The sequence below is a fragment of the Altererythrobacter sp. BO-6 genome (assembly GCF_011047315.1).
Classification (GTDB): Bacteria; Pseudomonadota; Alphaproteobacteria; order Sphingomonadales; family Sphingomonadaceae; genus Erythrobacter.
Window position 1 is genome coordinate 926,507 of the sequence record NZ_CP049259.1, and the last position, 12,364, is coordinate 938,870.

Genomic DNA, 12,364 nt, shown 5'->3' on the forward strand with positions numbered 1-12,364 from the left:
GCCATCGATGATTGGAGTAACTTCATCAAACCTCTCCCTGTGCAATTGGGCCGGTTCTGCCGCATCCCCTTGAGGATGCGCACAGCCCGACCGCGAATTGCCCTTGATCTGCGCTTGTCCCGCCGATATGTCAAGCGGTGTCACATTTGATAATCGAGATTGTGGTGCAATCGCCACAGTGACACCGGGAGAAGGGGATTTTCCGCGTGAAATGGCGGATTCAAGGCAGTGATCGGGGATTTGACCTCCTGTTCGGGGAGCAAATCGTCCTGTGTCACACCGAATCCTGTCCTGCGGTGGTCATAGCCCGTGGCAATCCGCAAATCGAAATGTATCGCGGCAATTTCCGGATCGAGGATTCGCCGCAAGGAGCGCTCGCACTGGGCGAATGGCGGCAGTCAGGCGATGCGATCGAAGTTCCTCCATGAAGGTATTGCAGGGGCCCGGCTGGAGCTTGGTGCTGACAGCTTCACACTGCGTGCGCTCGATCCCGCGATCGACCGGCTATGGGTTCATTTCCATGCAGAACCGGGTGAAACCGTGTGGGGCGGCGGCGAACAGATGAGCTATCTTGCGCTCAATGGCCGCAGTTTCCCGATCTGGACCAGTGAGCCCGGCGTCGGCCGCGACAAGTCGACCGAGCTGACCCGCCTGATGGACGAACAGGGCATGGCCGGCGGCGATTACTGGAACACCAATTATCCGCAGCCGACCTTCCTCACCTCGCGCTGGCTGGCGCTGCATCTCAATGCCAGCTGTTACAGCGTGCTCGACTTCACCGATCCGGCGCGCCACAGAGTCGAAATATGGTCGGGCGAAGCACGGTTCGAGGTATTCACCGACGAAGGGCCGATGGGCCTTGTCTCGCAGCTTTCGGAGCGCTTCGGCCGCCAACCCGAACTGCCCGACTGGGCGATTGGCGGCGCGATCCTTGGCCTGAAATCGGGCGCCAGCAGCTTCGACCGGCTCGAGCGCTTTATCGCGGCAGGCGCTGCAGTCTCCGGCCTGTGGTGCGAGGATTGGGCCGGCATCCGCGAAACCAGCTTCGGCCGCCGCCTGTTCTGGGACTGGCACCTGGGCGAGCGCAGCGCCGCCCGCTACCCCAACCTGAAACAGCGGATTGCCGAACTTGCCGACAGAGGCATCCGCTTCCTCGCCTACGCCAACCCCTATCTCTCCGATGACGGCGAGCTTTTCGCAGAAGCACTGGCGGGCGGCCATTTCTGCCTCAAGCCGGACAGCGACGAGGTCTATCTGGTGGATTTCGGCGAGTTTGACTGCGGCGTCATCGATTTCACTCGCGCCGAAACGCGCGCATGGTTCGCCGAGCGCGTGCTGGGCTGCGAAATGCTCGACAACGGGATTGCCGCGTGGATGGCCGATTTCGGCGAGTACCTGCCCACCGATGTCCGTCTGGCCGATGGCAGCGACCCGATGGAAGCGCACAACCGCTGGCCGGTGCTGTGGGCCGAAGTGAATGCGCGGGCGCTGGCGAGCCGCGGCAAGACTGGTGACGCGCTGTTCTTCATGCGGGCGGGCTTTTCCGGCGTCGGGGCACATTGCCCGCTGCTGTGGGCGGGCGACCAGTCGGTCGACTTCACCCGGCATGACGGGATCGGTACAGTCATCACGGGAGCGCTTTCGGCTGGCCTGGTCGGCAATGCCTACAGCCATTCGGATTGCGGCGGCTACACCTCCCTCCTCGGCAATGTCCGCAGCGAAGAACTGCTGCAGCGCTGGTGCGAGCTGGCGGCGTTTGCGCCGGTGATGCGCAGCCATGAAGGCAACCGGCCCGACGACAATCTGCAATATGACAGCACGCCAGAGCTGCTCCAATGCTTCGCGCGCTGGAGCCGGGTGCATGCGGCGCTGGCGCCCTATGTCCGCGCGCTATGCCGCGAAGCTGCCGCAACGGGCCTGCCCACGCAGCGCCCGCTGTTCCTGCACTATCCGCTCGATCCGGCGCTGTTTGTGATACAGGACCAGTTCCTTTACGGCGCAGACCTGCTGGTGGCCCCGGTGATAGCGGAAGGCGCCACCGCAAGGCAGGTCGTTTTGCCCGGCGACGAGCCATGGCGGCACCTATGGACCGGCGAGGATGTCGCGCCCGGTACGCATGAGATTGCCGCACCGATCGGCCAACCGCCAGTGTTTTATCGCCCGGACAGCCCGCATGCGGCGCTGTTTGCGAGCCTGAAAGAGGAGCTGGCGCGATGAGCGAACGCGCGACCATTCGCGATGTGGCGGCCCATGCCGGCGTGGCGGTGAAAACGGTCAGCCGCGTCCTCAACGGCCACCCCTATGTGAGCACGGACACCCGCGAGCGGGTGGAAGCGGCGATGAAGGCGCTTGATTTTCGCCCCAGCGTGGCAGCGCGCATCCTCTCCGGCGCGAAGTCCAACCAGGTCGCGCTGATCTATGACAATCACAGCCCCTATTACATGTTCCAGATCCAGAAGGGCTGCTGGGACGAATGCCATACGCGCGGGATCCGCCTGCTGGCGCAGCCGGTCGATGTCGAGGATCCCGATGTCGGCGAGCAGGTGCGCGGGCTGGTGACGGAAACCCATGTCGACGGGATCATCCTGTCCTCGCCGGTCACCGATTGCGAGCCGGTACTGAAAATGCTCGACCAGCTCGACATTCCCTTCGTGCGCATTTCGCCCGGCACCAACCATGCGCTGACCAGTTCGGTGTTCATGGACGATGCCCAGGCCGCTGACGACATGACGACGCATCTGATCAATGCCGGGCATCGCCGGATCGGCTTTATCAAGGGGCACAAGAGCCACATGGCAAGCGAAGAACGCCTGTTCGGTTATCGCCGCGCGCTTGACCGGGTGGCGATCCCGTTCGAGCCGGGCCTGGTTTGCGACGGCGAATTCGATTTCGACAGCGGGGTACGCGCCGCACGCCAGTTGCTCGACATGGCAGAGCCGCCGACGGCGATATTCGCATCGAACGACGATATGGCTGCGGGCGTGCTGGCCGTTGCGCATGACCGCGATATCGATGTGCCGGGCGATCTTTCGGTCACCGGGTTCGATGATACCACGCTCTCGCGCACGGTCTGGCCGCCGCTCACCACGATCCACCAGCCGATGGCGGAGCTGGCCCGTACCGCCACCGAAATCCTTATCACCGGCGGCGACATCACCCATCGCCGCCTGCCGCACCAGTTGATCGAGCGCGCTTCCGTCGCGCCGCCAAGAAGGGACAATCTATGAGCCTGTTGCCGCCGATTCCTGCCACGCGCACGCTTGGCGCCAGCGATATCGCGATTTCGCCGATCGCCTGGGGCATGTGGCGCCTCGCCGAAGACGACCGCAACGCCGCAGAGGCGGCGCGGCTCGTGCACGCAGCGCTCGATGCCGGGATCACCCTGCTCGACACGGCGGACATCTATGGCTTCGACGGCAGCGGGGGCTTCGGCGACGCCGAGGCGCTGCTGGGTGAAGTCTTCGCCGCCGAGCCCGGCTTGCGCGGCCGGATGGTGCTGGCGAGCAAGGGCGGGATCATGCCGCCGCTGCCCTATGACCAGTCGGCTGGATATCTGGCTTCGGCGATCGATGCCTCGCTGCGGCGGATGAAGGTCGACACGATCGACCTCTACCAGGTCCACAGGCCTGACATCCTCACGCACCCGCAGGAAGTCTCCCGCACGCTCGACGATGCAGTGGCAGCCGGCAAGATCCGCACGCTGGGCGTGTCGAACTTCACGATCCAGCAAGTCGAAGCGCTCCAGCACTTCCTCGGTCACAGGCTGGTATCGACCCAGCCCGAGATCAGCCCGCTGCGCATCACCTGCTTTGAAAATGGCGAGCTGGACCAGGCGATGCGGCTGGGCCTTTCGGTATTGGCGTGGTCGCCGCTCGGTGGCGGACGACTGCTTTCGCCCGAGACAGCGCGCGACAAGGCAGTGGCGGCCGAGCTTGACCGGATCGCCAAGGAGCAAGGCGTCAGCCGCTCGGTCGCGGCCTATGGCTGGCTGATGGCGCACCCGGCGGGGATCGTGCCGATCATCGGTTCGCAAAACCCGGCCCGGATCGCCGAGGGCGTGGCTGCTATGGGCATGCGCTGGACCCGACAGGATTGGTATGCGGTGCTCGTCGCCGCACGAGGAGAGAGGCTTCCGTAATGACAGATAAGCAACAATGCGAAATCGCCTGGTTCTCGGCGCTTTGTGATGACGATTACGAATTCCTCGGCGTTACTGACCAGTATCTCAAGTCTAGCTGGGAGCATTGCCGCAACATCGTGCTGCGCGCGGAGGAAGGCGGGTTCGACAATATCCTGCTGCCTTCGGGCTACGAGCTGGGGCTCGACACCACCGTGTTCGCTGCTGCCGTTGCCACCCAGGTCAAGCGGATGAAGCTGCTGTGGGCGACCCGCATCGGCGAGGACTGGCCCCCGCAGCTCGCGCGCCGGATCGCGACGCTTGACCGCATCCTTGGCCCTGACGCGACCGGCACGACCGGGCGGCTCAACGTCAACATCATTTCTTCCGACATGCCGGGGCAGAAGATGGACAGCGGCCCGCGCTATGGCCGCGCGACCGAGGTGATGAAGATCGTGCGCACGCTGCTCAATGGCGAGCATTTGAGCCACCATGGCGAGCACTACCAGCTCGAGCTCGATCCGGCGCGGATCAGCACGATTTCCGGCAAATGCCCGCCGTTCTATTTCGGCGGCCTGAGCCATGAAGCACGCGAATGTGCGGCAGAAGGCTGCGACGTCTACCTGATGTGGCCCGACACGATGGACAAGGTGCGCGAGAATATCGCCGACTTAAAGGAACGTGCCGCGAAATACGGCCGTACGCTCAAGTTCGGCTACCGCGTCCATGTGATCGTGCGCGAGACCGAAGACGAAGCGCGCGCCTATGCCGACCGCTTGCTATCGAAGCTCGACGACGAGGCCGGCCGCGCGATCCGCGAAAAGTCGCTCGATGCCAAGAATTACGGCGTCCAGCGGCAGGCCGAATTGCGCAGCGCCGCCGATGGCGACGGCTTCGTCGAGGAGAATCTGTGGACCGGCATCGGGCGCGCGCGCTCGGGCTGCGGCGCGGCGATAGTCGGCACGCCCGACCAGGTGCTCGCCAAGCTGCGCGCCTATCAGGCCGAAGGGATCGAGGCCTTCATCCTCTCGGGCTATCCGCATGTGAACGAGTGTGACATGTTCGCGCGCTATGTGCTGCCGCAGATCGAGCACGGCCCGCTGCAATTCTGACTCTGAACCGATGACTGACGCCTCTCCCCCACCATTCGACCTCGCCGTGATTGGCGGCGGGGTGAATGGTTGCGGCATCGCGCGCGATGCGGCGGGACGCGGGGCGAAAGTGCTGCTGCTCGAGGCGGGCGACCTGGCCGGGGGCACCTCCTCGGCTTCGACCAAGCTGATCCACGGCGGTCTGCGCTATCTCGAGCATTACGAATTCGGCCTGGTGCGCGAGAGCCTGTCCGAACGTGAGCGGCTGTGGCGGATCGCCCCGCACATCGCCTGGCCGCTGCGTTTCGTGCTGCCGCATGTGCCGGGCCTGCGACCGCGTTGGCTGGTGCGGCTGGGGCTGTTTCTTTACGATCATATCGGCGGGCGCAAGCTGTTGCCCGCGACCGAGAATATTGCGCTGGCAAAGCATCCCGCGGGCGCTCCGCTCAAACCCGAATTCACCAAGGCCTTCGTCTATTCGGACTGCTGGGTGGATGATGCCCGGCTGGTGGTGCTCAACGCCCGCGATGCTGCCGATCGCGGGGCCGAAGTCCGCACCCGTTGCCGCGTCACCTCTTTGGCGCGCGAGGGCGATCTGTGGCGGATCGAGGCAGGCGGCGAGGCGTTCCATGCCCGCGCCGTGGTCAATGCCGCCGGCCCTGCCGTGCTCAAGCTGCTTGGCCTCGCGCATGAGCCCGCCGAGCACGGGATGCGGCTGGTGCGCGGGTCGCACATTGTCGTGAAGAAGCTGTTTGATCACAGCTTCGCCTATTTCTTCCAGCTGCCCGACGGGCGGATTTTCTTCGCCATACCCTATGAGCATGACTTCACCCTGATCGGCACCACCGATGTCGACCACAAGGGCGGGCTCGACAAGGTCGAAGCGAGCGCCGAGGAAATCGAATATCTGTGCGAAGGCGCAAGCAGGTTTTTCAGGAAGTATGTTTCGCCCGACGATGTCGTATGGACCTATTCGGGCGTGCGCCCGCTGCTCGACGATGGTTCCGGACGGCCCGAAGCGGCAACACGCGGCTACACGCTCGAATTGTCAGACGAAAACGAAGGCGCACCGATGCTTTCTGTGTTTGGCGGGAAGCTGACCACCTATCGCCATTTGGCGCAGGACGCGATGGACAAGCTGGCCTCGCGCATGCCGCAACTCGACCAGCCGGGCTGGACCGATGCGGCACCGCTGCCCGGCGGGGACTTTGCGGTTGGCACGGCAGATGCGAAGGTCGCCGAGCTTGCCGCGCGCTACCCCTTCCTTGAAGCCGACTGGGCGTACCGGCTGGTCCATGCCTATGGCACCCGCGCCTGGACGTTTCTGGGCGAAGCACAATCGCTGGCCGATTGCGGAGAACATTTCGGCCATGGCCTGACGCAAGTCGAAGTGGACTTCCTCGTTGCGCAGGAATGGGCCATGACGGCAGAGGATATTTTGTGGCGCCGGACCAAGCTGGGCCTGCGCTTCTCGCCTGAAGAAGCGGCACGCTTGTCAGCATATCTAACGGAAAAGGTACCAGCATGACCATCAGGATCGTCGGCATCGGCGGCACCGTCAATCCGGGCAGCACCACCGAACAGGCGCTGCGGCTCGCCGCGGCACAGGCGGGTAGCGAAGGCGCGGAGGTATCGATCTTCGGCGGCGAATATCTTGGAACCCTCCCGCATTATCGCGGCGCGGGATACGAGGCCGGCAGCGGCGCCGAACTGGTCGAGGCGGTCCGCCAGGCGCATGGCGTGATCGTGGCTGCTCCCGGCTATCACGGCACGCTCTCCGGCCTGGTCAAGAACGCGCTCGACTATCTCGAAGACCTGGCCAAGGACGAGCGCCCCTATCTTGACGGTCGCGCCGTTGGCCTGATCGCTACCGCCTATGGAGATCAGGCGACCATGAGCACGCTGCTCACAATGCGCAGCATCGTCCATGCCCTGCGCGGCTGGCCGACTCCGATGGGCGCGACGATCCGCACCTATCACGGCCTTTTCTCGCCCGATGGCGAATGCCTCGAAGACCGTGCCCGGCTCCAGCTCGAACTGGTCGGGCGCCAGACATTTCGCGGCGCCCGCGCGCTCGCATCGCTTGACACAGGTGCGTGATGGAAGGCCTGCAACCCGCACTCGATGCGCTGGCCAAAGGGCGCATCATCGTCATCACCGGTGACCGGCTGCGCGGCGGCGATATCGATTTCTGCGTCGCGGCCCAGCATGTAACGCCGGAAGCGATCAATTTCATGGCGATGCACGGGCGCGGGCTGATCTGCCTGGCACTGACCCCGGCGCGCGCGGTGAAGCTGGGGATCGAGCTGATCAACCCGGGCCGCGAACAGCAATCGGGCCGCCCGCATGGCCGCTCGATCGAAGCTGCGACCGGCGTCACCACCGGCATATCAGCGGCGGACCGCGCGCATACGGTCAAGGTCGCCATGGCGCCCGATGCCAGCGCCAGCGACCTCGTCTCGCCCGGCCATGTCTTCCCGCTGATCACGGCAGAAGGCGGTGTAAAGGAACGTCCCGCGGCAGCCGAAGCCTCGATCCACTTGTGCCGCATGGCCGGCGCGGGCGATGCTGCGGTGATCTGTTCGATCATACGCGACGATGGCGAGATGGCGCGGATCGAGGACCTTCAGGAACTGGTCGAGCGACATCAGCTTGCAGTGGCTGACATCGGGCAAATCATGCGCAGCTGACCGGTGATCGTTCGCCGGCTTTCGGGCGTTAGATCACGAAATCGAGCGGTTGCGGCAGTTTGCTGCGATTGACCACCATCTTGCCGTGCAGCGTTTCGATCTGTTTGCTGCCGGTCTTGACGAACAGGAACGGCAACAGACCGTGGAGGATGCACGCCAGCCCACCCAGCACCATCCGCACCCCAAAGCCGGTCGCATGGACCAGATGCTCGCCATAGGTTTCGCCGACCGATGCCGGATGCTCGATAAATGCCTTGCTGATAGCGCTGCGGTCCACAGAAATTCCCTGTATGGTTGCAGACGAAGGAATAGCACCGCTGAACCGCAAAAAAATCCCAAAGTTTTGTGGAAATAACAGTCTAATTGGGTTAATCACACTGTCTATGGGCGATTCAGTCGAGTTAGATTCCAAGGACTGGGCAATCCTTGGAATCCTGCAAATGGACGCCTCGCTGCCGGTGCAGGCCATTGCCGAGCGCGTCGGGCTGTCCAGCAATCCGTGCTGGCGGCGGATCAAACGGATGGAGGATGCGGGCGTGATCGCGCGCCGGGTCGCACTGGTTGATGCGGCGCGGGTCGGCTTCAAGACCACCGTATTCGTCGCAATCCGGACCGCGCGCCACGATGCCGAATGGCTCACTGCCTTTCACGAGGCAATCGCCGGGATCGACGAGATCAGCGAATGCCACCGCATGGCGGGCGACATCGATTACATGCTGAAGCTGCGGGTCCGCGACATCGCCGATTATGACCGGATCTACCAGCGGTTGATCCGCCGCGTGCCCGGCCTGGCTGATGTGACTGCCAGCTTTTCGATGGAGGAAATGAAAAGCACAACCGCGCTGCCACGGCCAGGTTAATCGCGCTCCGTCATGTGGAATGGCGGTTCAGGAAGCGGGCAAACCGTCGTATACCAATCTGAACCCGACATTTGACGCGCCCAGGCCCGGGTCGCGGCCATGGCGGCTTTCAGGACGATAGCGCTGGCAATAGTTAGGTGCGCACAGATAGCTGCCGCCCTTCATCACCCGGCTTGAGAAGCCCGGATTGAGCGGATCATATGCGTCGTTCTCGCTTGGCCCGCGCGGATTGTCGCGATCTTCCGGGTCATGGCCCGCGCGGAAGAAATCCGCGGTCACTTCCCAGACATTGCCGACCATGTCGTACAGCCCGAATGCATTGGGTTTGAAGCAGCCGACCGGGGCGATGCCCTTGAACCCGTCGCTCGCCTCATTGGCGACGGGGAAGACACCCTGCCAGCTGTTGGCGAGTTCGGGCGCGGGCTGCTCAGTATATTTCTGCTCGCCGGCACTGGCCGCATATTCCCATTCGGCCTCCGTGGGGATCCGGCCGCCTTTCCAAGCCGCATAGGCCTGCATATCATCCCAGGCGAGGTGGACCACCGGCTGGTCGGGCACCGCATCCGGACCTTCCGGACCGTAGGGCTTCTTCCAGTTCGCTCCGGGCAGGTATTCCCACCAATCATTGTAATTGCGCGAAGGCTTGTCGGGCGGGGTAAAGACCGCCGAACCCGGTTCAAGCATGAAGGCGGGGATCTGTTCCACCGGCACGCCGAACATCTCCGGATCGACCGGTTTCTCCGCGACTGTGACATAGCCGGTAGCCTGAACGAATTGGGCAAATTGCCGATTGGTCACTTCGTGCGGGTCGATCCAGAATCCGCCAACCGTTGTCTGACGTTCCGGGCCTTCCTCGGCGTAGACCGCGCTGCTGCCCATGGTGAAAGTTCCGCCTTCGATCCGCACCGGCGCATCGGGCGGAGTTGCGCAGGTCTTCGCCGCCGCGAAATCGAGCGCCGACGTGGGAAGTTCCGCACTTTCTTCCGGCCCGCTGCAGGCGGCAATTGCCAGCAACAATGCGATCGCCGTAACTTGCCTCAACGCCGCACATCCCTGCTGCCGCTGGCGATTGCTTCGACATCCGCCAGCGTCGCCAGCATGATATCCCCGCGCACCGAATGCGCCCATTCGGCGCAGGCCGTGGCGAATGTCGCAGCCTCATCGCGCGACATGCGGGTCAGCAAGGCGTGCATCACGCCCGCGGCAAAGGCATCACCCGTGCCGACCCGGTCGACGATATTTTCCAGCGCAACCGTCGCACTTGCAGAGCTGCCGCTTCGATCGGCCACCAGCCCGGTCAGATCTTGGCGATCAGACGAATGGACCACCCGCCGCGTCGCGGCCATGTGCTGCAAGCGCGCAGAGGCGGCAAACATGGCTTGCGCCGCCTCGTGGAAACCTTCGTCCGGATCGGCGTGATCGTAGCTGCCGCCCACCATCATCGCGGTCGCGCGGCGTCCGGCAAAGATCAGGTCCGCCTCAAGCGAGAGATCGCGCAGGATTCCCGCTGCCTGATCTTCGCGCCCCTGCCACAAGGCCGGCCGGTAATTGGTGTCAAAGGCGATCTTCAATCCCATCGTCTGCGCCTGCGCGATCGCCTCGCGCAGTGCGGCAAGCGCCTTGTCTCCCAGTGCTGCAGTGATCCCGCCGACAAACAGCCATTCGGCCCCCGCGAGGAGCGTTGGCCAGTCATAGCTGCCAGGGTCGATTTGCGCGAAAGCCGATCCCGCGCGATCATAGGTAACGCGCGGAGAACGGGTCATTGCCCCGGGCTGGAGGTAATAGGTGCCAAGGCGCGAGGATGCCACGCGTGGCGCCGCCAGCGCGACACCAAATCCCGCGATGGCGCGCGCCGCAGCCTCGCCGACCGGATTGTCCGGGAGGGCGGATACCATGCGGGCACGATGCCCCAGGCCCGCCAGGTTTGCCGCAACATTCGCCTCCGCCCCGCAAAAGGTCGGTTCAAGCACCGGCTCCTGAAACAGCAATTGCGTGGACGGAGCAGCGAGCCGCAGCAGAATTTCGCCAAAACAAACAATCCGCGGCGCTTGATTATATCGATCAGACGTCATCCAGCCTTTCCATCATTCGCATCGTTCGGCTCAACCAGGAGTTCGAACGGCCCCAAGGGTCGCTGCTGCCCGTCAAAGACATTGCAGATCGGTGCGGCGCCCCAGCAATAGCGCACCAGATCAAATGTGAAACCCTCTGGAATCTCGACAGCAACGCTATCACCAATCAAGCGAGCGTCGGCGAAGCGACATTCGCGGTTTGCAGCGGTATGGCACAGCATGAAAGGCCCTGGCCTGCCCCAGCTGGCGGCCATCAGCCCGGCATTGCCGCCGGCAATCCGCACGCGAACCTCGCCACCCTCGCGCCGGGCATCGATCGGACGCGGACCAAGCGTCCCCGCCGGCGCGGCATACAGAAGGTGCGAAAGGACAGCCGCGGCCCGCAAGCCCACTGGCTTCTTTAGCGGCGGATGGATGTCGAGCCGCTCGCCGACGTCGCTGGTCACCACAAGTCCGGCACGCCGGTCGGCTTCGGCGACGCGGCGCTGTGCTTCGCGCACTTCCGCCCAATTGTGTTCCGCTGGCTCGCTCGACAAAGGCCCGAAGGGGGCAAGCTGGACGATGGCGAACGGCAGGTCCTCACCGAACCTCGCGCGCCAACTTGCGAGCAGCGCCTCGAGCTGCGACTGGTAAGCAGCGCGGGCATTTGGACGGCGTGTGTTGTTCTCGCCCTGGTACCAGATGACTCCGGCCATCCGCATCCGCCCGAGCGGCGCAATCATGGCATTGAACAGATTGGCATAGCCCAGGCGCGGCCGCCCCGGTTCCTGCCCCGGCGGTGGTGGCATCTGCCACAATGCATCGAGCTGCGATCCGAAGCGCGCTTCCGCCGCCGCCGGATCGGCGCGGAATTCATCCAGGATAGCGAGCGCCTCCTCCATTCCACCCGCTTGCTGCAGTCCCTCATAGGGGAGCCAAGCCTCGATCGGCGTGCCGCCCATCGAAGCATCGATAAGGCCCACCGGCACAGCCTGCGCCTGTGCGATCGCGCGCCCGGCAATCAGGCACACGGCGGAAAAATCGCCCGATCCGCCATACGCAGTGGTCCATTTCGCAGGTTCGGAAAAGTGCGCCTGCTCGACCCGTGCGGTCGCAGTCGGAACCGAGAGGAGGCCGATATTACGATCGATCGGGAGCTTGCGCTCGCGTGCTTCAAGCGCCGTCTGGGCCATGCTGAACTGCATGTTCGACTGGCCTGAACAGAGGAAGACCTCGCCGATGCGAATGCCCTCCAGCTCCAGCCGCTCGCCGCCGCTGGTCGCGACAAGCGCCAGGTTCTCCCCCGACGCCATTGCCGGGAGCGTCACACGCCAGGCGCCATCCTTGCTGGCGGTCGTATCTGCCTGTGTCCCCGCGAATTCGACGCTGACCTTCGCGCCCGCGGCGGCGCTGCCGGTCACTTCGATCGGCTGTCCGCGCTGGAGCACCGCGCCATCGGACAACGCCGGTCCAAATGTCAGCGATTGCGCTAAGCCCGGCGTCGGCAGGACAAGCGCCGCGACGAACAGGGCCTTGCCTAGCCAGCTTGTCATCG

At 64.2% G+C, this 12,364-nt stretch carries 11 protein-coding genes and 1 pseudogene; 8 read left to right on the forward strand and 4 right to left on the reverse strand.

What is annotated here, in order from left to right; translation table 11 throughout:
* Positions 1–329: 329 nt before the first annotated feature.
* From G6N82_RS04550 to G6N82_RS04580, 7 genes and pseudogenes are all read left to right on the forward strand, one after another.
* Positions 330–2,217, forward strand: a pseudogene (locus G6N82_RS04550) (alpha-glucosidase).
* Positions 2,214–3,227 carry a LacI family DNA-binding transcriptional regulator gene (locus G6N82_RS04555; RefSeq protein ID WP_165194149.1) on the forward strand — a complete coding sequence of 338 codons (1,014 nt, stop codon included), beginning with the start codon at positions 2,214–2,216 and terminating at the stop codon, positions 3,225–3,227. Before G6N82_RS04550 ends, G6N82_RS04555 begins: the two are co-directional and overlap by 4 nt.
* Complete coding sequence (locus G6N82_RS04560) at positions 3,224–4,138, forward strand: aldo/keto reductase (protein ID WP_165194152.1); 915 nt, start codon at positions 3,224–3,226, stop codon at positions 4,136–4,138. Before G6N82_RS04555 ends, G6N82_RS04560 begins: the two co-directional genes overlap by 4 nt.
* Complete coding sequence (locus tag G6N82_RS04565; protein ID WP_165194155.1) at positions 4,138–5,229, forward strand: LLM class flavin-dependent oxidoreductase; 1,092 nt, start codon at positions 4,138–4,140, stop codon at positions 5,227–5,229. The genes G6N82_RS04560 and G6N82_RS04565 overlap by 1 nt, the downstream gene beginning before the upstream one ends.
* A gap of 10 nt (positions 5,230–5,239) precedes the next feature.
* A complete protein-coding gene (locus G6N82_RS04570) occupies positions 5,240–6,736 on the forward strand; it encodes a glycerol-3-phosphate dehydrogenase (protein ID WP_165194158.1) in 1,497 nt (498 codons plus the stop codon).
* Positions 6,733–7,308, forward strand: a complete 576-nt coding sequence (locus G6N82_RS04575) for an NAD(P)H-dependent oxidoreductase (protein WP_165194161.1) — start codon at positions 6,733–6,735, stop codon at positions 7,306–7,308. The genes G6N82_RS04570 and G6N82_RS04575 overlap by 4 nt, the downstream gene beginning before the upstream one ends.
* Positions 7,308–7,898 carry a 3,4-dihydroxy-2-butanone-4-phosphate synthase gene (locus G6N82_RS04580; protein ID WP_165194163.1) on the forward strand — a complete coding sequence of 197 codons (591 nt, stop codon included), beginning with the start codon at positions 7,308–7,310 and terminating at the stop codon, positions 7,896–7,898. Before G6N82_RS04575 ends, G6N82_RS04580 begins: the two co-directional genes overlap by 1 nt.
* A 28-nt stretch (positions 7,899–7,926) precedes the next feature.
* On the opposite strand, the gene G6N82_RS04585 is transcribed toward G6N82_RS04580, so the two are convergent.
* Positions 7,927–8,175: a DUF6356 family protein gene (locus G6N82_RS04585; protein WP_241255192.1), complete on the reverse strand. Its 249-nt coding sequence runs from the start codon at positions 8,173–8,175 to the stop codon at positions 7,927–7,929.
* A 106-nt stretch (positions 8,176–8,281) separates the two neighbouring features.
* Here G6N82_RS04585 and G6N82_RS04590 point away from each other — a divergent pair, with 106 nt between their 5' ends.
* Positions 8,282–8,758, forward strand: a complete 477-nt coding sequence (locus G6N82_RS04590) for an Lrp/AsnC family transcriptional regulator (RefSeq protein WP_165194166.1) — start codon at positions 8,282–8,284, stop codon at positions 8,756–8,758.
* 27 nt (positions 8,759–8,785) lie between these two features.
* Here the strand turns inward: G6N82_RS04590 and G6N82_RS04595 are convergent, their stop codons facing one another.
* From G6N82_RS04595 to G6N82_RS04605, 3 genes are read right to left on the reverse strand one after another with little or no spacing between them, the layout of a single operon-like run.
* Complete coding sequence (locus tag G6N82_RS04595) at positions 8,786–9,799, reverse strand: formylglycine-generating enzyme family protein (RefSeq protein ID WP_165194168.1); 1,014 nt, start codon at positions 9,797–9,799, stop codon at positions 8,786–8,788.
* Complete coding sequence (locus tag G6N82_RS04600; RefSeq protein ID WP_165194171.1) at positions 9,796–10,830, reverse strand: sugar kinase; 1,035 nt, start codon at positions 10,828–10,830, stop codon at positions 9,796–9,798. The genes G6N82_RS04595 and G6N82_RS04600 overlap by 4 nt, the downstream gene beginning before the upstream one ends.
* Positions 10,827–12,362 (reverse strand): sialate O-acetylesterase, encoded by a 1,536-nt coding sequence (locus tag G6N82_RS04605; RefSeq protein WP_165194174.1) that lies wholly within the window; start codon positions 12,360–12,362, stop codon positions 10,827–10,829. The genes G6N82_RS04600 and G6N82_RS04605 overlap by 4 nt, the downstream gene beginning before the upstream one ends.
* Positions 12,363–12,364 lie beyond the last annotated feature (2 nt).

Bases quoted from the DNA above. Each gene is read 5' to 3' on its own strand.
- G6N82_RS04605 (WP_165194174.1), bottom strand. From the start codon at position 12,362: ATGACAAGCTGGCTAGGCAAGGCCCTGTTCGTCGCGGCGCTTGTCCTG.
- G6N82_RS04560 (WP_165194152.1), top strand. From the start codon at position 3,224: ATGAGCCTGTTGCCGCCGATTCCTGCCACGCGCACGCTTGGCGCCAGC.
- G6N82_RS04590 (WP_165194166.1), top strand. From the start codon at position 8,282: ATGGGCGATTCAGTCGAGTTAGATTCCAAGGACTGGGCAATCCTTGGA.
- G6N82_RS04570 (WP_165194158.1), top strand. From the start codon at position 5,240: ATGACTGACGCCTCTCCCCCACCATTCGACCTCGCCGTGATTGGCGGC.
- G6N82_RS04565 (WP_165194155.1), top strand. From the start codon at position 4,138: ATGACAGATAAGCAACAATGCGAAATCGCCTGGTTCTCGGCGCTTTGT.
- G6N82_RS04600 (WP_165194171.1), bottom strand. From the start codon at position 10,830: ATGACGTCTGATCGATATAATCAAGCGCCGCGGATTGTTTGTTTTGGC.
- G6N82_RS04555 (WP_165194149.1), top strand. From the start codon at position 2,214: ATGAGCGAACGCGCGACCATTCGCGATGTGGCGGCCCATGCCGGCGTG.
- G6N82_RS04580 (WP_165194163.1), top strand. From the start codon at position 7,308: ATGGAAGGCCTGCAACCCGCACTCGATGCGCTGGCCAAAGGGCGCATC.
- G6N82_RS04575 (WP_165194161.1), top strand. From the start codon at position 6,733: ATGACCATCAGGATCGTCGGCATCGGCGGCACCGTCAATCCGGGCAGC.